This window comes from Flavobacterium sp. ACN2 (assembly GCF_002303885.1).
GTDB lineage: Bacteria > Bacteroidota > Bacteroidia > Flavobacteriales > Flavobacteriaceae > Flavobacterium.
In genome coordinates this window covers 336,754-361,795 of record NZ_MRCM01000002.1, presented here as the reverse complement: position 1 = coordinate 361,795, position 25,042 = coordinate 336,754, and the positions used below count along the sequence as shown (strand labels likewise).

23 protein-coding genes are annotated in these 25,042 nt (G+C 33.6%); 9 read left to right on the top strand and 14 right to left on the bottom strand.

The features are described from left to right. Positions 1–51 precede the first annotated feature (51 nt). From BSF41_RS03445 to BSF41_RS03430, 4 genes are all read right to left on the bottom strand, one after another. Positions 52–2,187, bottom strand: a complete 2,136-nt coding sequence (locus BSF41_RS03445) for a polyribonucleotide nucleotidyltransferase (protein ID WP_095928113.1) — start codon at positions 2,185–2,187, stop codon at positions 52–54. 180 nt (positions 2,188–2,367) lie between these two features. Next, the gene (gene rpsO, locus BSF41_RS03440) at positions 2,368–2,634 is read right to left on the bottom strand and encodes a 30S ribosomal protein S15 (protein WP_012023524.1); all 267 of its coding nucleotides are present in this window, start codon (positions 2,632–2,634) and stop codon (positions 2,368–2,370) included. 154 nt (positions 2,635–2,788) lie between these two features. Next, on the bottom strand, positions 2,789–3,484 hold the full coding sequence (locus BSF41_RS03435; RefSeq protein WP_095928112.1) for a hypothetical protein: 696 nt from the start codon (positions 3,482–3,484) through the stop codon (positions 2,789–2,791). Between the two features lie 33 nt (positions 3,485–3,517). After that, complete coding sequence (locus BSF41_RS03430) at positions 3,518–3,973, bottom strand: GAF domain-containing protein (RefSeq protein ID WP_095928111.1); 456 nt, start codon at positions 3,971–3,973, stop codon at positions 3,518–3,520. Positions 3,974–4,044: 71 nt separating this feature from the next. Between BSF41_RS03430 and xrtF the strand changes: the two genes are divergently transcribed. The 6 genes from xrtF (at position 4,045) to BSF41_RS03400 (ending at position 8,790) form a co-directional block, all read left to right on the top strand. Beyond that, positions 4,045–4,581 carry an exosortase family protein XrtF gene (gene xrtF, locus BSF41_RS03425; protein ID WP_095928110.1) on the top strand — a complete coding sequence of 179 codons (537 nt, stop codon included), beginning with the start codon at positions 4,045–4,047 and terminating at the stop codon, positions 4,579–4,581. Next, entirely contained in the window at positions 4,571–5,017 is a 447-nt protein-coding gene (locus BSF41_RS03420) for an exosortase F system-associated protein (protein ID WP_095928207.1), read from the top strand. Before xrtF ends, BSF41_RS03420 begins: the two co-directional genes overlap by 11 nt. Positions 5,018–5,063: 46 nt before the next feature. Beyond that, complete coding sequence (locus BSF41_RS03415) at positions 5,064–5,462, top strand: hypothetical protein (protein ID WP_095928109.1); 399 nt, start codon at positions 5,064–5,066, stop codon at positions 5,460–5,462. A 117-nt stretch (positions 5,463–5,579) separates the two neighbouring features. After that, positions 5,580–7,586 (top strand): TonB-dependent siderophore receptor, encoded by a 2,007-nt coding sequence (locus BSF41_RS03410; protein WP_095928108.1) that lies wholly within the window; start codon positions 5,580–5,582, stop codon positions 7,584–7,586. A gap of 48 nt (positions 7,587–7,634) precedes the next feature. Further along, positions 7,635–7,976 carry a heavy-metal-associated domain-containing protein gene (locus tag BSF41_RS03405; protein WP_095928107.1) on the top strand — a complete coding sequence of 114 codons (342 nt, stop codon included), beginning with the start codon at positions 7,635–7,637 and terminating at the stop codon, positions 7,974–7,976. A gap of 133 nt (positions 7,977–8,109) precedes the next feature. Continuing rightward, a complete protein-coding gene (locus tag BSF41_RS03400; RefSeq protein ID WP_095928106.1) occupies positions 8,110–8,790 on the top strand; it encodes a DedA family protein in 681 nt (226 codons plus the stop codon). Positions 8,791–9,041: 251 nt separating this feature from the next. Here the strand turns inward: BSF41_RS03400 and rodA are convergent, their stop codons facing one another. From rodA to purH, 6 genes are all read right to left on the bottom strand, one after another. Continuing rightward, a complete protein-coding gene (gene rodA / locus BSF41_RS03395; protein ID WP_095928105.1) occupies positions 9,042–10,277 on the bottom strand; it encodes a rod shape-determining protein RodA in 1,236 nt (411 codons plus the stop codon). A 15-nt stretch (positions 10,278–10,292) separates the two neighbouring features. Next, entirely contained in the window at positions 10,293–12,266 is a 1,974-nt protein-coding gene (gene mrdA / locus BSF41_RS03390) for a penicillin-binding protein 2 (protein ID WP_095928104.1), read from the bottom strand. Next, positions 12,263–12,769, bottom strand: a complete 507-nt coding sequence (locus BSF41_RS03385; protein WP_095928103.1) for a rod shape-determining protein MreD — start codon at positions 12,767–12,769, stop codon at positions 12,263–12,265. Before BSF41_RS03385 ends, mrdA begins: the two co-directional genes overlap by 4 nt. Next, positions 12,762–13,592, bottom strand: a complete 831-nt coding sequence (gene mreC, locus BSF41_RS03380) for a rod shape-determining protein MreC (RefSeq protein WP_095928102.1) — start codon at positions 13,590–13,592, stop codon at positions 12,762–12,764. The genes BSF41_RS03385 and mreC overlap by 8 nt, the downstream gene beginning before the upstream one ends. 111 nt (positions 13,593–13,703) lie before the next feature. Next, positions 13,704–14,732: a rod shape-determining protein gene (locus BSF41_RS03375; protein ID WP_008466528.1), complete on the bottom strand. Its 1,029-nt coding sequence runs from the start codon at positions 14,730–14,732 to the stop codon at positions 13,704–13,706. A gap of 56 nt (positions 14,733–14,788) precedes the next feature. Then, entirely contained in the window at positions 14,789–16,315 is a 1,527-nt protein-coding gene (gene purH / locus BSF41_RS03370; RefSeq protein WP_095928101.1) for a bifunctional phosphoribosylaminoimidazolecarboxamide formyltransferase/IMP cyclohydrolase, read from the bottom strand. A 165-nt stretch (positions 16,316–16,480) separates the two neighbouring features. Between purH and BSF41_RS03365 the strand changes: the two genes are divergently transcribed. Then, positions 16,481–17,728: an ABC transporter permease gene (locus BSF41_RS03365; RefSeq protein ID WP_095928100.1), complete on the top strand. Its 1,248-nt coding sequence runs from the start codon at positions 16,481–16,483 to the stop codon at positions 17,726–17,728. Positions 17,729–17,817: 89 nt separating this feature from the next. Continuing rightward, positions 17,818–18,705, top strand: coding sequence for a cupin-like domain-containing protein (locus BSF41_RS03360; protein WP_095928099.1), 888 nt, complete (start codon positions 17,818–17,820; stop codon positions 18,703–18,705). A gap of 224 nt (positions 18,706–18,929) precedes the next feature. Here BSF41_RS03360 and accD read toward each other — a convergent pair whose 3' ends face one another. The 3 genes from accD to BSF41_RS03345 all read right to left on the bottom strand — a co-directional run bounded on the left by accD (position 18,930) and on the right by BSF41_RS03345 (position 23,556). After that, on the bottom strand, positions 18,930–19,784 hold the full coding sequence (accD, locus tag BSF41_RS03355; protein WP_026728501.1) for an acetyl-CoA carboxylase, carboxyltransferase subunit beta: 855 nt from the start codon (positions 19,782–19,784) through the stop codon (positions 18,930–18,932). Between the two features lie 70 nt (positions 19,785–19,854). Then, complete coding sequence (fbaA, locus tag BSF41_RS03350; RefSeq protein WP_035645669.1) at positions 19,855–20,922, bottom strand: class II fructose-bisphosphate aldolase; 1,068 nt, start codon at positions 20,920–20,922, stop codon at positions 19,855–19,857. Between the two features lie 60 nt (positions 20,923–20,982). Continuing rightward, positions 20,983–23,556, bottom strand: coding sequence for a BamA/TamA family outer membrane protein (locus BSF41_RS03345; RefSeq protein ID WP_095928098.1), 2,574 nt, complete (start codon positions 23,554–23,556; stop codon positions 20,983–20,985). Positions 23,557–23,593: 37 nt separating this feature from the next. On the opposite strand from BSF41_RS03345, the gene BSF41_RS03340 reads away from it, so the two are divergent. Then, positions 23,594–24,322 carry an RNA methyltransferase gene (locus BSF41_RS03340; RefSeq protein ID WP_095928097.1) on the top strand — a complete coding sequence of 243 codons (729 nt, stop codon included), beginning with the start codon at positions 23,594–23,596 and terminating at the stop codon, positions 24,320–24,322. Between the two features lie 9 nt (positions 24,323–24,331). Here BSF41_RS03340 and BSF41_RS03335 read toward each other — a convergent pair whose 3' ends face one another. After that, positions 24,332–25,042, bottom strand: a complete 711-nt coding sequence (locus tag BSF41_RS03335) for a porin family protein (RefSeq protein ID WP_095928096.1) — start codon at positions 25,040–25,042, stop codon at positions 24,332–24,334.

Genomic DNA, 25,042 nt, shown 5'->3' with positions numbered 1-25,042 from the left:
TTAATGAATTGGGGTTTTCTATGAATAAACCTTTAGTAAACTAAGATCTGATTACTCTTTTTTCTCCTCACGTGGAGGTCTTGGAACAAGTGCTTTTTTAGACACTTTTTCTTTTTTAGTTTTAGGGTCAACTCCTAGGTATTTCACTTGGAAAACATCTCCCATTTTAACTACGTCAGCAACATTTTCTGTACGCTCCCAAGCCAATTCAGAAACGTGAAGTAAAACTTCGTTTCCTGGTGCAGCAGTATATTCTACAACAGCTCCAAAATCAAGCATTTTAATTACTTTAACTTCGTAAGCTTCTCCTAATACTGGTTTGAAAGTGATAGAAGCAATTTTTGCTAATACTGCTTCAATTCCAGCAGGATCTGTACCTAAAATTTCGATAACACCTTGCTCATCAACTTCGTTGATCACAATAGTTGTTCCAGTAGCTTTTTGTAATTCTTGAATTACTTTTCCACCAGGTCCAATTAATGCTCCAATAAAGTTTCCAGGAATAGTTCTGGTAATGATTTTTGGTGCATGAGCTTTTACGTCAGCTCTTGGTGCAGAGATAGTTTCAGTTAATTTTCCTAAAATGTGTAAACGTCCATCACGAGCTTGAGCCAAAGCTTGCTCCATAATGTCATAACGTAAACCGTCAATTTTGATGTCCATTTGGCAAGCTGTAATACCGTCAGCAGTTCCAGTTACTTTAAAGTCCATATCTCCTAAGTGATCTTCGTCTCCTAAGATATCAGACAATACAGCAAATTTCTCACCGTCAGTAATTAATCCCATAGCAATACCAGAAACTGGTTTTACCATTTGAACTCCAGCATCCATCAAAGCCATTGTTCCAGCACAAACTGTTGCCATTGAAGAAGAACCATTAGATTCTAAAACCTCAGAAACAACACGAATTGTATAAGGACAATCAGCAGGAATCATATTTTTTAAAGCTCTTTGAGCTAGGTTACCGTGACCAACTTCTCTTCTTGAAGTTCCTCTTAATGGTTTTGCTTCACCAGTTGAGAAAGGAGGGAAGTTATAGTGTAAGTAGAATTTCTCTTCACCTTGCTCGCTAGGCGAGTCGATTTGGTTTGCTTCTCTAGATGTTCCTAAAGTTACGGTTGCCAAAGCCTGAGTTTCTCCACGAGTAAACAAAGATGAACCGTGAACTCTTGGTAAATAATCAGTTTCACACCAGATTGGTCTAATGTCTGTAGTTTTTCTACCATCTAAACGAACACCTAATTCTAAAACTACATTACGAACAGCTTCTTTGTTTGTTTTGTAGAAATATTTAGAAACTAAATCACCATCGGCAGCTAATTCTTCTTCAGTAAATAAAGCTTTAACTTCTTCTTTTACTTCAGCAAATGCAGCACCTCTTTCGTGTTTAGCAGAACCAACTTTTGCAATAGCATAGATTTTATCGTATGCTGCAGCTTTTACTTTTGCGTAAATTTCTTCGTTTTCTCTCTCTCCTTCGTAAGTACGAATTTCTTTTTTACCAAAAGCTTCTTGTAAACGATATTGAGCTTGAATTTGAACTTTGATAGCTTCGTGAGCAAACTTAATAGCTTCGATCATTTCAGCTTCTGAGATTTCTTTCATCTCACCTTCAACCATTGCTACAGAATCCATAGAAGCTCCAATCATCATATCGATATCAGATTTTTCTAATTCTTCTCTGCTTGGGTTGATTACTAATTTTCCGTCGATACGTGCAACACGAACTTCAGAAATCAAGTTGTAAAATGGAATGTCTGACACAGCTAATGCCGCAGAAGCAGCTAAACCAGCTAATGCATCTGGCATAACTTCTTCGTCGTGAGACATTAATTGAATCATAACTTGTGTTTCAGCATGGTAATCGTCTGGGAAAAGCGGACGCAATACACGGTCAACTAATCTCATTGTCAATACTTCGCTGTCGCTTGGACGTGCTTCTCTTTTAAAGAAACCTCCTGGGAAACGACCTGCTGCTGCAAATTTTTCGCGGTAATCTACCGTTAACGGTAAAAAATCAACGCCTGGGTTTGATGTGCGAGCTGAAACTGCTGTTGCAAGAATCATAGTGTCGCCCATTCTTACTACTACAGAACCGTCAGCTTGTTTCGCTAAACGTCCTGTCTCGATTGTGATGCTTCTGCCATCACCTAAATCGATCTTTTCTACAAATAATTGTGGAATCATAAATTTTTTCCTTATTGATTATACAATGGGTTTTAGTTGTGTTGTAGTTGTTGTTGTGTGTAGTTGTTGTTATCTAAAACCCAATGAAAAACCAAACTTTTTTTCTTGTAATATGCTTATTATAAATAGCTATAATGTAAAAACAAAAAGAGGCACTTTCGCACCTCTTTTCTATATTGATTATTTTCTGATATTCAATACTTTGATAATCTCACGATATCTGTTGATATCTTTCTTTTTCAAGTAGTCCAACAAAGCTCTTCTTTTACCTACTAATAGTACAAGAGAACGCTCAGTGTTGTAATCGTGACGATTTTTTTTCAAGTGTTCAGTTAAGTGAGAAATTCTGTAAGTGAACAATGCGATTTGACCTTCAGCTTTACCAGTGTTTTTTGCATCACCGTGTTGTGCGAAGATTTCTTCTTTCTTTTCTTTAGTTAAATACATTCCAATATTGTTTTAATGATTTTTATGTATGTCAATACAACTTTTGTAAGACGGGTGCAAAATTAGATTAAAAAAACAAAAAAATCAAACAAAAATAAAAGAATCTTAAAATAAGGGTTAAGAAATTTGTTTTTAATGATTTACGATCGTTTTTTTACTTAAGCTTCTGAGCTTTTTTACCAGATTGCTTTTCGCTTAAAGAAGAATACGAAAATTTGACATTGTTTGTATCAGTGCTCACACCTGAAATTAAAACACCTTTGTCGTAATTATCAACAAATGTAATTTTTCTCGACGCATCATTTCCTTCCCAAACTCCTTGTTTCAATCCGTCTTTAAGAGTTCCTTTTTGTGTTACAAATAAATCTATTTCTTCATAATCTCCATTTCCATCAACTACAGTCTGACTTTTGTTTTCATCCCAGCAGTTAAGAACTAAAGTTTGTGTCTTTTTTGTTTTCGGATCCCAGAGATTCTGTTTTTCGCACTTTTTATTTTGGTTTTCGTACCAATTGATTTCTTTTCCATTTTTATGATCCTCAGAATAATTGACAACGGTTTCTTTTGCTCCGTTTTTATAATAGTAAATAAATTCGCCGTCTTTTTTTAAGACATCGCGATCCAGAGTAGAACCAGTCATTTTCTTTCTTCCGTTCTTATAAAAGTCAGTTACAACATAGCGAACACTTTTCTGCGAATAATTGGTAATTACTCTTGTGTAGGCAGAGTTTTCTAATGTGCATTCACGATTTAAGGAGTCTAAAAAGATTTTTTTAGAAACCATATTAATTTGTGCAGACAGATGAGCTGAAATTAGTGTAAGCAAAAAGAGAAGGAAGTTTCTTTTCATTCTGTGCTATTTTTTATCTTAAAAATAGTTCTTCTAGAATAATTTAGCAACTTCTTGATTTACAAATTCTAAAAATCTTTCGTCAGCTTCTGTAAAAGGATCAATTACGTGGCTGTCGATGTCGATTTGACCAATATTTACTCCATTAACAAAAAGGGGTACTACGATTTCCGATTTTACGGTTAAACTGCAGGCGATGTAATTGTCTTGTGCTTTCACATCTGGAACAACAAAATTGGCATTACTTTCAGCAACTTGGCCGCAAATTCCTTTTCCAAAAGGAATAACAGTATGGTCTGTTTCTGCACCAACATAAGGTCCTAAATGTAAAGTTTTAGCCTCGTGATTGGCAAAATAAAATCCAACCCAGTTGTAATACTCCACGTTTTCGTTTAAAAGTTGGCATATTGCTAATAATTTTCCGTCTCTATCTGTTTCAGTGCCAGCAACAATTGCACTTATTTTTGGTTGTAATTCTTGAAATGTCATAATGTAAAAATTTATACAAAAGTATTTAAAGCTGAACTCAAAAAATACATAAATTTGAAAAAAAAAATCTCTTGAAAAAATATTTAGTCCAGTTTAAGCCATTCTTAATTTTTGTAAGCGTCTTTTTTCTTACCTATATTGTGCTTACACTGCTGTATAAGTTTTATTTAAATACCTATCAAGCCGAGGAACTTGATGGAGCGACAATGATAGCCGGGCAAAATGCAGAGCAATTACTAAAGCTTTTTAATTATGATGTCATAATTCAGAAAAGTTCACAAAATCCGTGGCAGGAGATTATTTTAAATGGCAAATTTATAGCGCGTATAACAGAAGGGTGCAATGCTGTTAGCGTAATGATACTTTTTGTGTCATTTGTATCTGCTTTTTCGAGAAGCTTAAAAAAAACAGTATTGTTTATGCTTTTTGGACTTATATCTATATACCTATTAAATGTTATAAGAATTGCGATTTTGATTGTCCTTGTATATAACTTTCCTCAATATACCCGATTTTTACACGGTACTTTCTTTCCGTTAGTGATTTACGGATATGTTTTTATTTTATGGGTTTTCTGGATTAATAGATTTTCAAAATATGCTAAATAATTTAAAAGAGAATAAATTTAAAATCTTTACAGCAATTGTTGTGGTAATAGGTTTTGCTTTGATTAGGACATTTGAAAGAAATTTGTTTTATGATCCTTTTCTGAGATACTTTGAAGCCGATTACCATTCGAGTCCTTATCCAGAAGTAGAAACTTTAAAACTTTTCTGGTCACTTTTTCTTCGTTATTTTCTAAACTCTGCTTTGTCACTTTTACTGATTTATGTCTTATTTCAAGATCGTGATATTTTTAAGTTTAGCTCATTTGTTTATGCCTGCTTTTTGGTTGTGCTATTGAGTTCATTTTATATAATACTTCATTTTTTTCCAGATGGCAGTTGGCTTCTTTTTTATGTGAGAAGATTTATAGTTCAGCCAATTTTGGTGTTATTGTTCATTCCTGGATTTTACTATCAGCTCCAGAAATCTAAAAAATAACAATTCATTTAGTTTTTTATCAACAGTTTTTGAATAGCTTTGCAGTATGAATTTGAAAAAGTGTACAGGTCTGTTTTTGGCGTTCCTTTTATTGGTTTCCAATATTGGGTTTGCTTTTGATGTGCACTATTGTGGCGGAGAAATTGCTTCGGTTTCATTAAAGACTACCGCAGAACCTGTTGTTGAAAAGAAATGTTGTGGTTCTAAAGAGAAAAAGAACTCTTGCTGTAAAGACAAAGTTGTTCATTTTGAAAAGAAATCAGATAATGCAACAATCAAATTCTTCTTTTTTCAATTTGCTTTCTCAGCAGTTGTACAAGATTACAAACCTCTTGTCTTTTTAGAAATTCCAAATTTTAAAAAGAAAGAAGTTCTTTCGTACTATGCTGATGCGAATGCGCCCCCCTTATTTAAATTATACCATCAGTATATTTTCTATTCCTGATTTTAATGTTAGATGCACTACAAGTCTTAATTAAGGCTTCGTATTTACATTTTAATTGCTTTTGCTTTGTGCAGAATGCAATAATGTAATTCTATTTCAACATTAAAATCATTTTTTATGCAAAAAAATATAATGCTTTTTGTAGCGTTTTTGCTTTCTGTGTCTGTGTTTTCACAAGAAGATCTAGAAGAGGTAAAAATCACTAAAAAGCAAAAAGGAATTAAAAAATCCTATACGTTAACAGCCAATACTTCTGTAATTACTAGTAAAGAACTGCTTAAAGCGGCTTGTTGTAATTTGGCAGAAAGCTTTGAAACCAATCCATCAATCGATGTCAATTTTTCTGATGCTTTAACAGGAACTAAGCAAATTAAAATGCTTGGATTGACGAGTCCTTACTTAATGATTACAGAAGAGAATATTCCTTCTGTTCGAGGAGCTTCTCAAGCTTACGGATTGTCATTTACTCCTGGAACTTGGATTGAAAGTGTTCAGATTACCAAAGGGGCGGGAAGTGTTATAAATGGATACGAAAGTATTTCAGGTCAAATTAATACGGAGCTTTTAAAGCCTTTAAACGATATTCCGTTTTTCTTGAATGCTTATGGTTCAACAGATTCTCGTTTTGAATTGAATACTCATTTCAATAAAAAATTATCAGATAAATGGGCAACAAGTTTGTTTGTTCATGGAAATGCACGCGTAGCTAAAAACGACATGAATAATGATGGGTTTTTAGATAATCCGTTAGGAAAACAAATCAATGTTTTAAACCGTTACCAATATTATGATCCGGAAAGCGGTTTGGTTAGTTTTATCAATTTCAGATATATGAATGATAAAAAACAAACGGGAGAAGTTGATTTTGATAAAGATCGCGATCGAGGTACAACTAACCATTGGGGTTCTGAAATTAATACAGAACGTTTTGATGTTTCAACAAAAATTGGATATGTGTTTAAAGATATGCCTTATCAAAGTATCGGTTTTCAAAACGCTTTTAATAGTCATAAACAAGATTCTTATTATGGTTTAAATCAATACGATATCAAACAAAATAGTTTTTATTCTAATTTGATTTTCAATTCGATTATCAATAACACCATGCACAAGTTTACTACTGGTCTGAATTTTACTTACGATCAATATCAAGAGTTTGTCAATTTAACAGATGTGGGTAGAATTGATAATTCGGTTGGTGCTTTCTTTGAGTACACTTACGATAATATAGACAATTTTAGTTTGATTTTAGGAGGGAGAGTAGATAACCATAATCGATTAGGTTTTTTTGTTACACCAAGATTGCACATGAGATATAATCCTTGGAAAAATGGAGTAGTTCGTTTTTCTGCGGGAAGAGGGAAACGTTCTGCCAATATTTTTGCCGAGAATCAACAGCTTTTTGCCAGTTCAAGAACTTTTTCGATTTTAGATTCTAGCGGAAAAGTTTACGGTTTAAATCCAGAGATTGCTTGGAATTATGGCGTGAGTTTCTCACAGAAATTCCGTCTTTTCAATAAAAATGCCGATGCAGGTTTTGATTTTTATCGCACCGATTTCCAAAATCAAGCTGTTGTAGATGTGATGCAAAGCCCGCAACAAGTTTTGTTTTATGATTTGAAAGGAAGTTCTTTTGCAAACAGTCTTCAAGTAGAGTTTAATTATGAATTGATTCATAACTTAAATTTGAGAACAGCTTATAAATATTACGATATCCAAACCGATTATTTAAGGGGGACATTCCAGCGTCCGCTTCAGGCTAAACATCGTTTCTTAGGAAATTTAGAATACGAAACAACAATGAATGATGATAAACAATGGAGGTTTGACTTTACGTATAATTGGTCAGGAAAACAGCAATTGCCTTATACGGCAACAAATCCTGTAGAAGATCAGTTTCCTGATTTTTCACCAGCTTATGGCGTGATGAATGCTCAGGTAACTCGTGTTTTTTCATCGGTTTTTGAGGTATATGTAGGAGGGGAGAATATTGGAAATTATAAGCAGCAAAAAGCAATTTTAGGGGCAAACGATCCTTTTGGACCTAATTTTGATGCATCGATCGCATACGCTCCAATTTTTGGACAGATGTATTATGCAGGATTAAGGTTTAAAATTAAATAACAATTTCAATATCAAAAATCAATATCAATAACAATAAAAATAAATACAATGAATAAGATAGTTTTAATCGCAATGATGGTTTTTTTAGGTTTGTCGGCTCAGGCTCAAACGAAGAAAAATAAAAACTTAAAGTATGCAACTGAAGTAAATGGTAACTGCGAACAATGCAAGAAACGAATTGAAAAAGCGGCCTACGGAGTTCCGGGTGTAAAAAGTGCAAGTTGGGATGTAAGCTCTCATCAGCTTTCGGTTATTTTAAACGAAGAAAAATGTTCTCCTTCAGATTTAAACAAAGCGATTGCAAAGGCAGGTCATGATACTAAGGAAGTTAAGGCGACAACTGCAGATTATGATAACTTACACAGCTGTTGCAAGTATGTAAGAGAATAATGTAAAGGAGGCCCAGACGAATAGTTTGGGCTTTTTTTAATAGTTAATTTATGTTTAAAATACCGTATTTTATTGTGGTTAAGCTAAATTATTGTTACTTTCACGAACTTATAAGATAACCAATTCCCCTTTTATGAATAATTTTGAATGGACCCAGTTACTAAACCCTGAATTTTATATTACTTTAAGCGTTGGAGGTTTTCAGATTGGGTTGTTTATTGTTCTGTTTATCGTTTTTGCCGAAACAGGACTTTTTGCAGGTTTTTTTCTGCCTGGAGATAGTTTGCTTTTTTTGGCAGGTATTTACAGCCGTGATCTAGTTGAGAATGTTGCCTCTATTCCAAATGATTTTATAAATGTCTTTCTGCTTGCTACAGCAGTTGCTGTAATGGGAGTTTTAGGTAATATGACTGGTTATTGGTTTGGCGCAAAAAGCGGTTATTATTTATTCAAAAAAGAAGATACATTCTGGTTCAAGAAGAAATATCTGTTGCAGTCAAAAGATTTCTTTGAAAAATATGGTGGAAAAGCAATTATTTACGCCCGTTTCCTTCCTATTTTCAGAACCTTTGCTCCAATTGTTGCGGGTATTGTATCGATGGATAGAAAGAAATTTATGTTTTACAATATCTTGAGTTCTTTCCTTTGGTCGTTTATTTTAATTTTCGCAGGACATTATCTATACGGCATTTTCTTGAAGCAAGGCATAGATTTAAAGAAACACATTGAATACATTATTATCATTATCGTTATAATCTCAACGTTCCCGGTTCTAGTTAAACTATTTAAAAAGACACCAAAGGAACAAATATAATCTTTAAAGAAAATAAAAAAATCCGAAGCTTAAACTTCGGATTTTTTTATGCTTGTTGTTGAGGTTATTATCGGCGTTTCCATGATATGATATATTTAGTAAGCAGATAAAATCGAAGCTAAAATTATAAAATCAAAAAAGCTGTAATTAGTTTTAAAAACGTAATTACAGCTTTTAGGTTAAATTGTTTTAGTTGTATAAAAGTAATTTCTAATTGGAATTTGGCATTTAAAAATTGAATATTTTAAACATTACCATTCATTCACTTTATTTGCATCCATTTTAAGGAAAATAAACAGCAAAATGGTGAATCCCCAGAGTCCAGAGCCTCCGTATGAAAAGAACGGCAGAGGAACACCAATTGTAGGGAAAATTCCAATTACCATCGCGATATTTACAAAGAAGTGTATAAATAGAATTGCGGCGACGCAATAGCCATAGACTCGGCTAAACTTTGTCTTCTGTCTTTCTGCTAAATAAATTACTCTAAGCAATAAACTAACGAAAAGTAAAATAACGACAAAAGAACCTGCAAATCCCCATTCTTCACCAACAGTTGTAAAAATATAATCGGTATGTTGCTCAGGAACAAATCCTCCTTTGGTTTGAGTTCCTTCTAGGAAACCTTTTCCGATCCATCCGCCAGAACCAATTGCGATTTCAGACTGATTGGTATTGTATCCAATACCTTTCATATCTACTGTTTTACCTAGTAAAATATTGAAACGGTCTCTGTGGTGCTGTTTAAAAACATTATCAAATACATAATCTACAGAGAAAACAAATCCTGAGATTAAAACTAATAAGATACCGCTTAAGATAATATTTCGATCTACTGCTCTGCCTTTAAAATGTATGATCGCCAAAACCACAAAAGCCATTGCTATAACAGCGTATGGTTCTAAAACCAAAGTAAGAACAAAGAGGATAATTGTTATAAATGCTGTCCAAACATACCAAGAAGGTAAGCCTTCTCGATACAGAACAAGAATAAAAGCACTATAAATTAAAGCACTTCCAGGATCTGGCTGTGGGAGAATAAGTATTACAGGTAATAGCATAATGGCCAAAGCCTGAATTTGTCTATTTGTTTCTTTTAAGTTGATCTGCGTGTCGCTTAAATATTTAGCCAAAGCCAATGATGTCGCGGCTTTTGCAAACTCAGAAGGTTGCAAAGTAAAACTTCCGATGGCATACCAGCATCGCTGTCCGGCAATTGTTTTTCCGAAGAGAAACAATCCAGCAAGAGATAATAAAGAAACTCCAAATATGATACTAGCATATTTTTCATAGAATTTACCATCAACAAAAAGCACAACAAATATCAAAGGAATTGTACAGCAAATAAAAATCAGCTGTTTTTGATAAGTACCATCTGTTGATAATAAGGAAGACGAGTAAATATTAAGCCAACCTAAAGTTACCAGCGCAATGTAGATAAAGACACTTATCCAATCAATATTATTTTTTACACTTTGATTTTTCATTTGAAATAATCTTTCTTAATTTTTCTTAGTTGTGTCTACTGCTGTTTTTTTAACTTCAGTTTTTGGTGCGGTTGTAACTGGTGCTTTTGGCTTTATAATTTTAGCTTGTAAAGCAGAATCTTTTGGAACAGATTCAATTTTAAGAGCCTCACTTATTCCTCCTAATTTAGCATATTCTGAAAGTAAGCTTTTGTTTAGTACTCTTATTTCTAGATCCGTTCTTGTAATTTTCTTTCTTAGATATTTTTCAATCATTAAACTCGCTATCGGACCCGCAACTGTTGCTCCAAAACCTCCATTTTCAATCATAACTGCAATAGCAATTTTTGGATTGTCTTTTGGTGCAAATGCAACAAATATAGAGTGGTCTTTAAGCTGTGTTCTTTTGCCATTTATTTTGGCAAAGTTCTCGGCAGTACCTGTTTTTCCGCAAATATCGATTCCTTCTACTCTTAAACTGTAAGCGGTACCTCTGTTGTAAACATCAAACAGTCCGCTTATAACTGGCGGGAAGTATTTTTGATCAATAGAAGTCACGTGTTTTGTTGTGAACTTTTCGTCTATTTTTTCTCCCTCAATTTTTTTAATGATATGAGGTGTGTAGTAATACCCCTGATTTGCTACAGTCGCCATCATGTTGGCTAATTGAATAGGTGTCATCAAAACCTCTCCTTGACCAATTGCATTCGATACAATAGTTGAGCTTCTCCATCCTCCGTTAGGATAAATTCTTTTGTAGGTTTTAGAAGTTGGGATATTTCCTCGTTTTCCAATAGGTAAATCATATCCCATAAATTGTCCTAAACCAAAACTTTTTATGTGACCGCTCCAAACATCAACTGCCTGACCAGGATCTTTATATTTATTGATGGTCAGCATATAGGCTTGTCCAAAATAAGTGTTGCAAGAATTGTAAATTCCGTTATGCAATTGATGTGGGCCAAAACCGTGACACTTCATGAATCGGCCTCCACCATAACTAAATCCGTGATGACACATAAAAGTAGTCTGCTCATTTACCACGCCTTCTTGAAGCGCAACTAAACCAGTCAAAATTTTGAATGGAGAACCTGGAGGGTACTCTGCTAAAAGTCCTCTGTCGTATAATGGTTTTGAAATAGAATCGTTATATAGAAGCGTATAATTTTTAGATCTTTGGCGACCTACTAAAATACCTGGATCATAGGAAGGAGCAGTGACCAATGCTAGGATTTCTCCAGATTTAGGTTCAAGAGCAACAATTCCTCCTCGCTTATTAATCATTAATTCTTCTCCATATTTTTGAAGTTCAGCATCAATAGTTAAATTAATATCTTCTCCAGCTACGGCGATGGTGTCATATTTTCCTTCTTTATAAGCGCCAATTTCTCGGTTATATTTGTCTTTTTGAATGTATTTTACACCTTTTATTCCGCGTAAAATTTCTTCATAACTTTGCTCTACACCTTGTTTTCCAATTAAATCTCCACTATTATAGTAAGGATTTTTTTCAATTTGTTTTTCGTTAACCTGTGTAATAAAACCAAAAATATTTGCACCATAATCTACTTCATAATCACGAAGTGATCTTTTTTGGAAATAAAAACCATCATATTTTCTGATTTTTTCCTGAAAAGCAGCAAATTCATTTTTGTTTAGCTGAGATAAGAAAACAGAAGGAAGTCTCGGACTATATACTTTTGCCTTTTCAACGCGTTTATGATATTCTTCTTCAGTAATATTTAGAAGAGCGCAAAATTCGGCAATATTTAAATCTTTTTTTACATCTCTAGGAATAACCATGATATCATAAGAAGCCTGATTCGCAACAAGAAGTTTTCCGTTACGATCATAAATATAACCTCTTTCAGGATAGTCATATACTTTTTTTATCGCATTATTTTCCGATTTCAATTTAAAAGAATCATCAATAATCTGCAGGTAAAAAATCCTAATCACTAGCAAAGACGCTGCAATAATAATTATAGTGGGCAGCAATACTTTTCTCATCGTTTATTGGGCTTAATAAGATAAATTATTATTATTGAAGTGATTATAGTAAAGATAGAACTAAATAAGGTTCGGAGCAAAATGTCCCAGATGAATTTGAATTGAAATGCTTCTAAGACAAATAATACAATATGGTGCATTAAAACCGAAACCAGTATAAATGAAAATCGCTCTGGTGTTAAAGATTCGTTTAGTTTAATAGTTTGATATTCATAACTCAGACCAAAAGAAAATTTAAAAATATAGGGTCTATAATACGCTAATATAACACATGCAGTTGCATGTATACCTCCAGAATTACAGAACATATCCATTGTAAGTCCAAGTAAAAAACTAGAAATTATTAATCCTGCTTTATTGCTGTTTACAGGGTATAGAATGATATACAAGATATACGGAAAAGGACTTATATATCCTAAGAAATTCATATTGTTGAAAATAACAATCTGAACTGCCAGTAACATAATAAATCGAAAAATATTGACTAACAGAGCGCTATTCATTTTTTTCTTTGTTTTTGTTTTCTAAGTTAATAAGTTCTTCTCTGTCTTTACTTTTGATGACATATACATGACCCAAGTTTGTCATATCGTTAAATAGTTTAACTTTTATAACATAAAAGCTTGTGTTCTCTTTTTTGTATATAACGTCTACAGTTCCGATATTAATTCCTTCAGGAAAAATTACAGATTGTCCTCCGGTAACAATGGTGTCGCCTTTTCTAATTGATGCTAATCTTGGCACATCTTCTAGCTGAACAAATCCTGTGCTTTTACCATCCCAAGTTAAAGAACCAAAGTGGTTGGATTTTTTGATTTTAGCATTAATATGTGACTTCATGTTCAAAATACTCACTACTGTAGAATAGTTGGCAGAAGTATTGTCTACAACTCCAATAATACCTAAACTGTTTATAACTCCCATATCTGGCTTAACTCCTTCTTTGCTTCCAGAGTTTAAAGTGATATAGTTTTCGTGTGTGTTGTATGTATTATGAATTACTTTTGATACCACGATATCTGCAGGTTTTACACCTTTAATGCTATCTGGCAATGGTGCTTTGGTAGTGTCTTCTTTGTTAAACAAAAGACTTTTTAACCTTGCATTCTCTAATACAAGTTCATCATTTTCGGCTCTTAAATTCAAATATTCGTTTACACGATTAATTCTTTCATAAACACCTCCGCTTAAAAAATTAGCCGAACTGATTACTCTGCTTCTGTGGTAGGAATGCGATTGAATTGTGAGCGTCAACGAAATACCTAAAAGCAGCAAAAACAGCAATCGATTACTGTTTCTTATAATGAAATTAAATATTTGCTGCATTTCTTGTCTGGTTATTTTGTTTCAGGATATGCTTAAAGGTTTCAGTTTTTACAAGGGCCTAATATTGAAAATCGGGCCCTTATAAAAGTAAATTGATTGTTATTTTGAATCTTATTTGATTAAGATACTTTTAAATTTAGCGATGTTTTTAAGAGCCATTCCTGTTCCTCGTACAACTGCTCTTAAAGGATCTTCGGCAATATAAACCGGTAAGTCTGTTTTTTGAGAAATACGTTTGTCAAGACCTCTTAACATTGATCCACCACCAGCTAAATAGATACCAGTGTTGTAGATATCTGCTGCTAATTCTGGCGGAGTCTGAGATAATGTTTCCATTACCGCATCTTCAATACGCTGAATAGATTTGTCTAATGCTTTTGCAATTTCACGGTAAGAAACATCTACTTGTTTTGGTTTACCAGTAAGCAAATCTCTACCTTGAACTGACATATCTTCTGGCGGACCATCTAAATCTTCAATAGCCGCTCCAATTTGAATTTTAATTTTTTCTGCAGTACTTTCTCCTACAAAAAGGTTGTGCTGTGTACGCATGTAATAAACGATGTCGTTTGTGAAAACGTCACCTGCAATTTTTACAGATTTGTCACAAACAATTCCGCCTAAAGCGATAACAGCAATTTCTGTTGTACCACCTCCGATATCTACAATCATGTTGCCTTTTGGTTGCATAATGTCTATACCAATACCAATTGCCGCTGCCATTGGCTCATGAATCAAGTAAACTTCTTTTCCGTTTACTCTCTCACAAGATTCCTTCACCGCTCTCATCTCCACTTCAGTAATACCAGAAGGAATACATACAACCATACGTAAAGCTGGAGTAAACATTCTTTTTTTCAATGCAGGAATACTTTTAATGAACATATTGATCATTTTTTCCGAAGCATCAAAATCAGCGATTACACCATCTTTCAAAGGCCTTATAGTTTTGATGTTTTCATGTGTTTTACCTTGCATCATATTGGCTTCCTTACCAACAGCAATGATTTTGCCTGATACTCTATCACGTGCAACGATAGATGGACTATCAATGACAACTTTATCATTATGAATGATTAAAGTGTTTGCGGTTCCAAGGTCTATCGCAATATCCTCGGTCATGAAATCAAAAAATCCCATAAGTTTTTTAGGGGTTTAAAATGTTATAAATTATTTATCGAACAAAGTTAAACAAATTAATGTTTAAAATGACGAGTTCCTGTAAATACCATTGCAAGATTATTTTCATTGCAATAATTTATACTTAATTCGTCTTTAATTGAACCTCCTGGCTGAATTACAGCAGTTATTCCTGCTTTTTTGGCTAATTCTACACAATCCGGAAATGGGAAAAATGCATCACTTGCCATCGAAGCTCCATTTAAATCAAATCCAAAAGCTTTTGCTTTGTCAACAGCTTGAATTAAAGCGTCAACTCTTGAAGTCTGACCTGTACCTGATGAAATCAATGTTCCGTTTTTAGCAAATACAATAGTGTTTGATTTTGTATTCTTGCAGATTTTAGAAGCAAAGATCAAATCTTCGATCTCTTGAGCAGTAGGTTCTGTAATTGTAACGGTTTTTAAATGCTCTTTATTATCCGTAATATTATTTCTGTCCTGAATTAACAAACCATTAAGACAAGTTCTTACTTGACGAGAAGGTAATTCAACTTCATTTTGAACTAATATAATTCTGTTTTTTTTCTCCTGTAACACAGTAACAGCCTCATCATCATAGGCCGGAGCGATTACAACCTCACAGAATAATTTGTTGATTTCTTGTGCAGTTTCTAAATCAATTTTTGTGTTAGAAATTAACACTCCTCCAAAAGCAGAAGTAGGATCACAAGCTAAAGCGGCTAAATAAGCTTCGCTGATTGTTTTTCTTGAAGCCAATCCGCAAGCATTGTTGTGTTTTAAAATGGCGAACGTTGGTCCGTCAGTTTTAAATTCAGCAATTAAATTTACTGCAGCATCAACATCAAGTAAATTGTTATATGATAATTCTTTTCCGTGAAGTTTGTTGAACATTGCATCAAAATCTCCAAAGAAGAATCCTTTTTGGTGAGGGTTTTCACCGTATCTTAAAACTTGACCATTTGCAATGCTTTCTTTGTAAATAGTCTCGTCTGTGTTGAAATAATTAAAAATAGCTCCATCGTAGTGAGAGGAAACGTGGAATGCTTTAGTAGCAAGCAATCTTCTATTTTCAAGAGTTGTTGCTCCATCTTGCTCCGTAATCAAATCTAGAAGCAAGCTGTATTCGTTAACAGAAGCTACAATTACAGTGTCTTTAAAGTTTTTTGCACCTGCACGAATTAATGAAATACCGCCAATATCAATTTTCTCAATAATATCTTGTTCGCTAGCTCCAGAAGCAACAGTTTTTTCAAAAGGATACAAATCAACAATTACTAAATCAATTTGAGGAATGTCAAATTCTTTCATTTGCTGAACATCGCTCTCATTGTCCTGACGATTTAAGATCCCTCCAAAAATTTTCGGGTGTAAAGTTTTTACTCTTCCGCCAAGAATTTCAGGGAAAGAAGTGATGTCTTCAACAGGAACCACTGGAATACCAAGGTTTTTGATAAAATCTTCAGTTCCTCCAGTTGAATAAAGTGTTACATTTTGTTCGTGTAATTTTCTAACAATTGGTTCTAATCCATCTTTAGAAAAAACAGAAATTAATGCCGATTGTATTTTTTTTGTTGTGCTCATTGTGTAGTTATGATTTTGAGACTGCAAAAGTAGTTTTTTTATATATTATATTAAAGAAAATTAGTGTAACAAAATGCTAAAAAAATCTACTGATGAGTAAGTTAACTTTTATTAGGTTTTTGAATTTAAATTATTGAATTTTACTTTATTGAAATATACAAAAATATGATCGTTTATCTAAGATTATTAAAAGAAAGTCTAAGCTTTGCCATCAATGCTTTGCGAAATAATAAATTACGCACATTATTGTCGCTTTTAGGTGTAACGATCGGTATTTTTTCAATCATTGCCGTTTTGGCCGCTGTTGATTCTTTAGATAAAAAAATCTCTAAAGATCTGAGTAGCTTAGATAAAAATACAATTTATTTAATGAAATACTGCTTTGGGCCGTCTGAAATTCCGCAATGGAAGAGAGAACAGTTTCCAAATGTAAAATATGACGAATATATTGGTTTAAAAAATTCAATGAATAATACCGATCAAGTAGCATATCAGCTTTTTGTAAATAGGGAAAGTTTAAAATATGATTCTAAAACAGTCAGCGATGTAAATATTATTCCGGCATCAAACGAAATGGTCGATATTGATGGATTGAGTTTTGACAAAGGAAGATTTTATAACGAATCTGAATCTAATTCAGGAACTCCTGTTATTGTTCTTGGATATGATATAGCCGAAGGTCTTTTTGGCACAAGCGATCCAATTGGGAAAAATATTCGCTTATATGGACAGCGATTTACTGTAATTGGTGTAATGGCAAAACAAGGAGCTGGATTTTTTGGAGACAGCAATGATACTTCGGTTTATCTTCCGGCTAATTTTCTAAGAAGAATGTACGGAGATAGCGATTCTATGACGCCAGTAATAGTTTTAAAGCCAGAAAAAGGCGTAGATATGGAGGCGTATAAAGCAGAAATTGCCCAAAAGCTTCGAGCGATCCGTGGAATGAAAGCGGGAGAAATGGATAATTTCTTTATTAATGTGCTTTCTGGATTTACCGATTTTATTGACGGAATTTTAGGGCAGATGAATTTTGTAGGGTGGATTATCAGTGGGTTTTCTCTTTTAGTTGGCGGTTTCGGAATTGCGAATATTATGTTTGTTTCGGTTAAAGAAAGAACCAATCTTATCGGGATTCAAAAATCATTGGGAGCGAAAAATAAATTTATTTTATTCCAGTTTTTGTTTGAAGCCGTTATTCTTTCTGTTATTGGAGGAATTATAGGTCTGTTAATGGTTTGGGGAATCGCTGTGATCTTAACAAAAGCCCTCGATTTTGAATTTGTTTTGAGTTTGGGAAATATTCTTTTAGGAACTAGTTTGGCGGCTCTTATTGGTTTGATTTCTGGAATTTTGCCAGCGATTTCGGCGGCAAATTTAGATCCGGTTGAAGCAATTCGAACTGGAATGTAATGTTGTTTTTGTGTTATTTTACTGTAAATTTTGATGACACGAAATAATTAGATATTTTTGATAGACCAAGAACATAAATTGCTAAATATATGAGCTTTAACCTTAGACCTGTCGATACTGTTGAGTCTATTTCTAGAGAAGATTTCAAAAAGAATTATTTAGACAAACGAAAGCCTTTAATTATAAAAGGGCTCACTAAGGATTGGCCAGCAAGAGAAAAATGGTCAACAGACTATTTCAAGCAGATTGCTGGAGATATAGAGGTTAAACTTGTAGATAATTCAAAGGCAGATCCAACAAAAGTGATCAACGCTTCTGTAGCAAGTATGAAATTTGGAGAATATTTGGATTTGATAAAACGCGAACCAACTCAATTGCGTATTTTTTTCTTCAATCTTTTCAAACACAGACCAGAATTAATTGATGATGTAAAAGTCCCTAAAGAATTAATGGGAGGTTTTATAGAAAGTATGCCTGCTATGTTTTTTGGCGGTTCAAAGGCAATTACTTTTTTGCATTATGATATCGATTTGCCACATCTTTTTCATACTCATTTTGGTGGAAGAAAACATATTATACTATTTGATAATAAATGGAAGAAAAGACTTTATTGTATCCCAAATACGACTTATGCTTTAGAAGATTATGATGTCGCGAATCCTGATTTTGAAAAATTTCCAGCTCTAAAAGGAGTAGAGGGTTATGAAGTTTTTTTAGAACATGGTGATACGTTATTTATGCCAACAGGAATGTGGCACTGGATGCGTTACATAGACGGTTCTTTTTCGCTGACACTTCGCGCATGGGATCAATCTGTATCAAGAAAAATTGCGAGCGTTTGGAGCTTATTTATGCATGGAGCAGTAGATAGCGGTATAAAAGTGATTTTTAGAAAGCGCTATGCGATTTGGCGTGAAAAGCGAGCTTATAAAATAGCGGAGAAAGAGTTGAAAAAAGATTTGAAAAAGGCGAGTTAAGAATAGGATTTTTTCATGTCTTCCTGCAAGGTTTTGAAAACCTTGTAGGTCTAGCTTAAGATTTTAATTTAGAAAAAATATTCTGCATGAAATTAATACCTGCAAGGTTTTTAAAACCTTGCAGGAAAAGATTGAATATACTTATATAATTTATTTGGTTTAAAAACAAAAAAAAATCCCAAGAAGCAATTTCTTGGGATTTTCTATTTTAAGTAGTTTTAAAACTATCTAATATCATTGTTTTGAATCAAATCGATATATAAGTTGATCTTATCTTTCAATTCTTTTCTAGGCGTGATAAAGTCTAAGAAACCGTGCTCTAATAAGAACTCAGCAGTTTGGAAACCTTCAGGTAAATCTTTTCCTGTAGTGTCACGTACAACACGCGGACCAGCAAAACCAATTAAAGCGCCTGGCTCAGAGATGTTGATATCTCCTAACATAGCGTAAGATGCTGTTGTTCCTCCAGTTGTTGGATCTGTACAAAGAGAAATATAAGGTAATTTAGCTTCAGCTAATTGAGCTAGTTTTACAGAAGTTTTTGCTAATTGCATTAAAGAATAAGCAGCTTCCATCATACGAGCTCCACCAGATTTAGAAATCATTACAAACGGAAGTTTGTTTTTAATAGCGTGATCAATACCTCTAGCAATTTTTTCACCTACTACAGCTCCCATAGATCCACCGATGAATGCAAAATCCATACAGCAGATTACAAGTTCTCTTCCTTTAGATTTTCCCACTCCCGTACGAACAGCGTCTTTTAAGTGAGTTTTTTCCATTACATCTTTCAAACGCTCTGCATATTTTTTTGTATCCACAAAATGCAAAGGATCTTTAGAAGTCATGTTTTTATCTAACTCAACAAATTCGTTGTTGTCGAATAAAATTTCAAAATAGGTTGCGCTTCCAATTCGAACATGAAAATCATCTTCAGGGCTCACGAATAAATTTCTCGCTAATTCGTCAGCATCAATAATTTTTCCAGTAGGAGATTTGTACCACAATCCTTTCGGAACGTCCATCTTATCTTCTGTCGCGGTCGTAATCCCTTTTTCTTGTCTTTTAAACCAAGCCATATTTTTAATTGATAATTGATAATTGACAATTGATAAGATTAATTATCAATTGTCAATTGTTAATTGTTAATTACAACGTGTTTACGTTATTTAAATCTGCAAAAGCTTGTTCCAATCTTGCGTTGAATGTTACTTCGCTTTCACGAACCCATCTTCTTGGGTCGTAATATTTTTTGTTTGGAGCATCAGCACCTTCTGGGTTACCAATTTGTGATTTCAAATAGTCAAGGTTTTTAACCATATAATCACGGATTCCTTCAGTGTATGCAAACTGTAAATCAGTATCAATGTTCATTTTGATAACTCCGTAGCTAATTCCTTCTCTGATTTCTTCAAGTGTAGAACCTGAACCTCCGTGGAATACGAAATCAACTGGATTGTGTCCTGTGTTGAATTTGTTTTGTACGAAATCTTGAGAATTTTTTAAGATTTTTGGAGTTAATTTTACGTTTCCTGGTTTGTAAACACCGTGAACGTTTCCGAAAGCAGCAGCAATTGTAAATTTAGGGCTTACTTTAGATAATTCTTCGTAAGCGTAAGCTACTTCTTCTGGTTGAGTATATAATTTTGAGCTGTCAACATCAGAGTTATCAACACCATCTTCTTCGCCACCTGTAATACCAAGTTCGATTTCTAATGTCATGCCCATTTTGCTCATTCTAGCTAAATATTCTTTACAGATCTCGATGTTTTCTTCGATTGGCTCCTCAGACAAATCGATCATGTGAGAACTGAATAATGGTTTTCCTGTTTCTGCGAAGTGTTTTTCAGAAGCGTCTAATAAACCATCAATCCAAGGTAAAAGTTTTTTTGCACAGTGGTCAGTGTGTAAGATTACAGTTGCACCGTAAGCTTCTGCCAAAGTATGAATATGTTTTGCTCCCGCGATTCCTCCCGCGATTGCTGCTTTTTCACCTGCATTTGATAATCCTTTTCCAGCGTTGAATTGTGCTCCTCCGTTAGAAAATTGAATGATAACTGGCGCGTTTAGTTTTGCTGCAGTTTCAAGAACTCCGTTAATTGTGCTTGATCCAGTAACGTTTACTGCTGGAAGAGCAAAACCCTTCTCTTTAGCATAATTAAAGATCTCTTGTACTTGATCTCCTGTAGCTACTCCTGGTTTAATGTTATGTGCCATTGTAATTTTTTTTATAGTTGTTTTTAGTTTTTAGGTTGCAAAAATAAGAATTAATTAGCATTAGAACGGATAATTTATACCAAAATTTAAAACCGAGTGTCCAAAATTGTATTCTTTAAACCATCTATCTCCTTTGTCATGCGAGGGATTATAGGTCTTAAAGCCTAAATCTAAACGAATAACAAAAAAGCTTAAATCGTATCTTAAACCAAATCCTGTACCCAAAGCAATTTCTTCTAAATCGTTTAAGTTGTCAAATTTTGCTTTAGGATCTACGACATTATCGAGCACATTCCAGATATTTCCGGCGTCTGCAAAGAGAGCTCCCTTAACATCTCCAAAAATTTTGAAGCGATATTCTATACTTGCCGCAATTTTCATATTTGCTTCATTAAAGTCATTTACAGCATTTGTGCTTCCCGGTCCCAAAGCATAAGGTTGCCAAGCACGGTTGTCATTTGAACCTCCGGCATAATAACTTCTTGAAAACGGAATGTAATTTGAATTTCCAAACGGAACTGCAATTCCGAAGAAGCTTCTAACAGCCAAAACTTTTTCTTTTCCAAAGTCCCAGTGTTTGATGTAATCAAATTCAGTTTTAACATATTCTGAGTATTCTAGGTTGAAAATCTCATAATTACCTCTTGAATTTTTTTGAAGGTTTCCAATTTCAGAGACTAGAGACAACAAAGTTCCTGCTGATTCTATTTTTGTTCTAAATTGATAGAAGTTGTTATCTGCTAAATCTTTTTTAGTTGTTTTAGTAAAAGAGAAACTTGTTGCTAGAATGAAATCATTTTCAGTTAAACGAACTCTTCTTTCTTCAATACTTTCAACTTCTTGGTATTGAGAGTCTGAAGGTGTTAGAGCAGTTTGGCCTGTTAATACGTCATTCGTAAATCCTGTTGTCCCTTTAGGTATTGTCAGATCTTTTCTTGCTTGTTCTTCTGTTGTTTCTCCCCAGTTGCCAGGGTTAACATTGTAGTCTTTTCCAATTCCATTCAAATCATCATAAGAAGAAGTGTAAACTCTAAAATAGTTGTCTGGATTTAAGTTGCGGACAAACTGTGCATTCAATAATTCCAGTTTCGCAGTATTATGGCGTTTTGGACTCCAGTTATACGAGATACCTCCTGTGAAGTTTTCTTTATCAAGACCAATATTTCTCTGTTTGGAAAAACCAGAAGATATTGAGGTATATGGAATCATGCTTTTCGGAATGATTTTTTCGGTTCCAAAGGGCAGTAAAATTCTCGGAAAATTTAATTTCATATCTAATCCATATTCCGAAACGTTAAAGAAGTTGTTGTTCGGATTGGCCATATCTCTAGATGAACCAATGTTTAAACGCGCTGAAATTTCAAGAGTTTCTGCTCGATTAAATACATTTCGAATCGTTTCAGAAATGCTGGCTCCAATTCCGAAATCCTGAATATTAGAGTGCGTTACGTCAAGAGTAGCTCCAAAGCTGTATTTTTTTCTTGGAGTCAGATAAACATTAGCGATAAGAGATTGAGCTGTAGAATCTCTCTTGTCTACTTCGTATTGAATAGAAGGATAGTTGAAAATCCTTAAATTGTTTAAAGAGCGAGAAGAAAGGGTGGTTCTAAAATCGGCAAAAGTGCTTCCTTTTGTAATGAAAATAGCATCGGTAATAGCACGCGGTCTATATTTTAATCCTTTGTAACTGTATAGATTAAAATTGTTGTATGTTACGCTATCTGTTGGTTTTTTCTTGGCATTGGTAGCAGAATAATCGGTGTAAATATTTACATCGCTAATTTTGTATAGTTTAAAAGGTTCTGTACGGCTCGAATCTTTTTCCTGAATAGTATTGTTGTTTATAATTAAGCTAACATCAGCTTTTGCTTTTTTGCCAATGGTATCAATGTCAAAAGTTACATAAGTAGGCTGAAAATAATACGCTCCGTGATTTCTAAAATAGGTTGTAATACGATTTTTCTCTTCTTCAAAATCGGTAGTTTTATATTGATTTCCAGATTTTAATAAAGAAGGTTCATTGTTGGTTCTGTATAAAGAGTCTAACGCAGGAGTCATTATTTTGGTTCTAATAGTATCCAATTTATAAGCTGGTCCTGTAGTGATGTTATAATTAATTTCGGCTCTTTTTACTCCAACCGTGTCGATTGTGTAATCGGTATGGACGTTGAAAAAACCATTGTTAAAATAATAGTATTTTAAACGCAATAATGATTTTCTGGTTTTTGAAGTGTCAACTATTACAGGCGGTTCACCAGTGCTTTTTAAAAACTCATGAATTCCTTTGTAATAAAACGATTGTCCAAGGCGATCTACTTGTTTTGCAGAAAATATTTTGGACATTCGTTCATACTTTCCAGGATTATTTTTAAATTTTGCCTGATAAGTAGAATCTGGATTTAAATTGGCTAAATTGTATAAATTTAATCGAAGTTTATAACCTAATAATTTACCATTTGGTTTTTGGTACATTTGGTTAGAAGCTGTTTCGTCATTTGTAGATTTTCCGTTAACTAAAATATTATTTTTTACAAGAAGGTTTTTTCCATCGGGAACTCTTTTTACGGCATTACAAGCGCAAATTAATATTGCAATTAGAAGAAATGCTATTATTTTTGTGGAATTATTTTTCAAGTGTTTTTTAATATTTAATTCAAAAGTACATTATTTTATGGTTAGTAAAAACCAAATAAAGCTTATCTCTAGTTTACATCAAAAAAAGCAGCGTCTTGCTAGTCAATTATTTTTTGCTGAAGGAGTAAAAGTAATTCAAGAATTGCTGCAATCCAATTTTGAATTAGAACATTTATACACCACATTGAATGATTTTGAAACGGTACATGCTTCAAAACGAACGCTTATTAATGACCAAGAACTGAAAAAAATAAGTGCTTTGTCGACTCCGAATTCTTGTTTGGCAGTTTTTAAAATTCCAGCTCCCAAAAAGACAATCGATTCGGGCTTAATTTTAGCATTAGACGACATTAGAGATCCTGGAAATCTAGGAACTATTTTGCGTTTATGCGATTGGTTTGGTATTAAGCAGATTATTTGTTCTAAAGAAACGGTAGATATTTATAATCCGAAAGTGGTACAAGCTACAATGGGGTCAATTACCAGAGTAAATGTAAGCTATGTTGATTTAAAACTTTTTCTTGCTCAAACTAAACTGCCAGTTTTTGGAACTTTTATGGACGGAGAAAATATTTATCAATCCAAATTACCTCAGGATGGAATCATTATTATGGGTAATGAAGCCAATGGGATTTCAGAAGAAATTGAAAAAATAGTAACCAGTCGCCTAACAATTCCTAGATTTGGAGAGCTTCAAAAAACCGAAAGTTTAAATGTAGCTACTGCAACAGCAATTATTCTTAGTGAATTTAAACGAAATAGTTGATATTTTGTTTTAATGAAAAGTGAAATTTATTAAAATTGCTCTAGATTTCATCGAATCGATATTTCCAGTCCAAGGGCTGTCTGGAGTTTTATCTCTAATAAGTTCATCTGTGATTCCGAACATTCCTCTAACAGAAGGAGAAAAAATAAAATATTCGGTAAAAATATCAATTCCTAAACCTAACTCGTAAGCAGCTGTCCATTGTTTTACTCTAAATTTTTGCTCAAAATTATCATCTTGAGACTTAGCATTACTAGATAAATTTAAAGTTGTAGACATACCGCCAACCAAGTACGGACGTATATTTCCTGTGCGCAAGGCAGAAAATTTCAATAATAAAGGAAAGTGAATATAAGTACTATTTACTTCTCTTAAATAGTCGTTTTCTGTAGTTCCTACGCCAGGAAAAAACAAATCACGTTTAGTATAATACAAACCTGGTTCAAAACGAAGGTTAATGTATTCCTGAAGTCTTAAATCGGCTACGACACCAACATTAAAACCAGTAGTTTTTTTTACTTGAATATCTTCCTGTACAGGAGTTTTGTAGTCAAATTTAAAGTCAAAACTATTAAAACCTAGATAATAGCCAAAATAGACACGCTGTTTTTGCCAATTTTCAAGATTAATGATAGGGTCTTTGCTAAACATGTTTTTAGCAAATTGAGAATGTCCTTTTGTCGTTAAGACTAATAAAAATAAGATTACAACTTTTTTCAT

Bases quoted from the DNA above. Each gene is read 5' to 3' on its own strand.
- BSF41_RS03445 (WP_095928113.1), bottom strand. From the start codon at position 2,187: ATGATTCCACAATTATTTGTAGAAAAGATCGATTTAGGTGATGGCAGA.
- rpsO (WP_012023524.1), bottom strand. From the start codon at position 2,634: ATGTATTTAACTAAAGAAAAGAAAGAAGAAATCTTCGCACAACACGGT.
- BSF41_RS03435 (WP_095928112.1), bottom strand. From the start codon at position 3,484: ATGAAAAGAAACTTCCTTCTCTTTTTGCTTACACTAATTTCAGCTCAT.
- BSF41_RS03430 (WP_095928111.1), bottom strand. From the start codon at position 3,973: ATGACATTTCAAGAATTACAACCAAAAATAAGTGCAATTGTTGCTGGC.
- BSF41_RS03420 (WP_095928207.1), top strand. From the start codon at position 4,571: ATGCTAAATAATTTAAAAGAGAATAAATTTAAAATCTTTACAGCAATT.
- BSF41_RS03415 (WP_095928109.1), top strand. From the start codon at position 5,064: ATGAATTTGAAAAAGTGTACAGGTCTGTTTTTGGCGTTCCTTTTATTG.
- BSF41_RS03410 (WP_095928108.1), top strand. From the start codon at position 5,580: ATGCAAAAAAATATAATGCTTTTTGTAGCGTTTTTGCTTTCTGTGTCT.
- BSF41_RS03405 (WP_095928107.1), top strand. From the start codon at position 7,635: ATGAATAAGATAGTTTTAATCGCAATGATGGTTTTTTTAGGTTTGTCG.
- BSF41_RS03400 (WP_095928106.1), top strand. From the start codon at position 8,110: ATGAATAATTTTGAATGGACCCAGTTACTAAACCCTGAATTTTATATT.
- rodA (WP_095928105.1), bottom strand. From the start codon at position 10,277: ATGAAAAATCAAAGTGTAAAAAATAATATTGATTGGATAAGTGTCTTT.
- mrdA (WP_095928104.1), bottom strand. From the start codon at position 12,266: ATGAGAAAAGTATTGCTGCCCACTATAATTATTATTGCAGCGTCTTTG.
- BSF41_RS03385 (WP_095928103.1), bottom strand. From the start codon at position 12,769: ATGAATAGCGCTCTGTTAGTCAATATTTTTCGATTTATTATGTTACTG.
- mreC (WP_095928102.1), bottom strand. From the start codon at position 13,592: ATGCAGCAAATATTTAATTTCATTATAAGAAACAGTAATCGATTGCTG.
- BSF41_RS03375 (WP_008466528.1), bottom strand. From the start codon at position 14,732: ATGGGATTTTTTGATTTCATGACCGAGGATATTGCGATAGACCTTGGA.
- purH (WP_095928101.1), bottom strand. From the start codon at position 16,315: ATGAGCACAACAAAAAAAATACAATCGGCATTAATTTCTGTTTTTTCT.
- BSF41_RS03365 (WP_095928100.1), top strand. From the start codon at position 16,481: ATGATCGTTTATCTAAGATTATTAAAAGAAAGTCTAAGCTTTGCCATC.
- BSF41_RS03360 (WP_095928099.1), top strand. From the start codon at position 17,818: ATGAGCTTTAACCTTAGACCTGTCGATACTGTTGAGTCTATTTCTAGA.
- accD (WP_026728501.1), bottom strand. From the start codon at position 19,784: ATGGCTTGGTTTAAAAGACAAGAAAAAGGGATTACGACCGCGACAGAA.
- fbaA (WP_035645669.1), bottom strand. From the start codon at position 20,922: ATGGCACATAACATTAAACCAGGAGTAGCTACAGGAGATCAAGTACAA.
- BSF41_RS03340 (WP_095928097.1), top strand. From the start codon at position 23,594: ATGGTTAGTAAAAACCAAATAAAGCTTATCTCTAGTTTACATCAAAAA.
- BSF41_RS03335 (WP_095928096.1), bottom strand. From the start codon at position 25,042: ATGAAAAAAGTTGTAATCTTATTTTTATTAGTCTTAACGACAAAAGGA.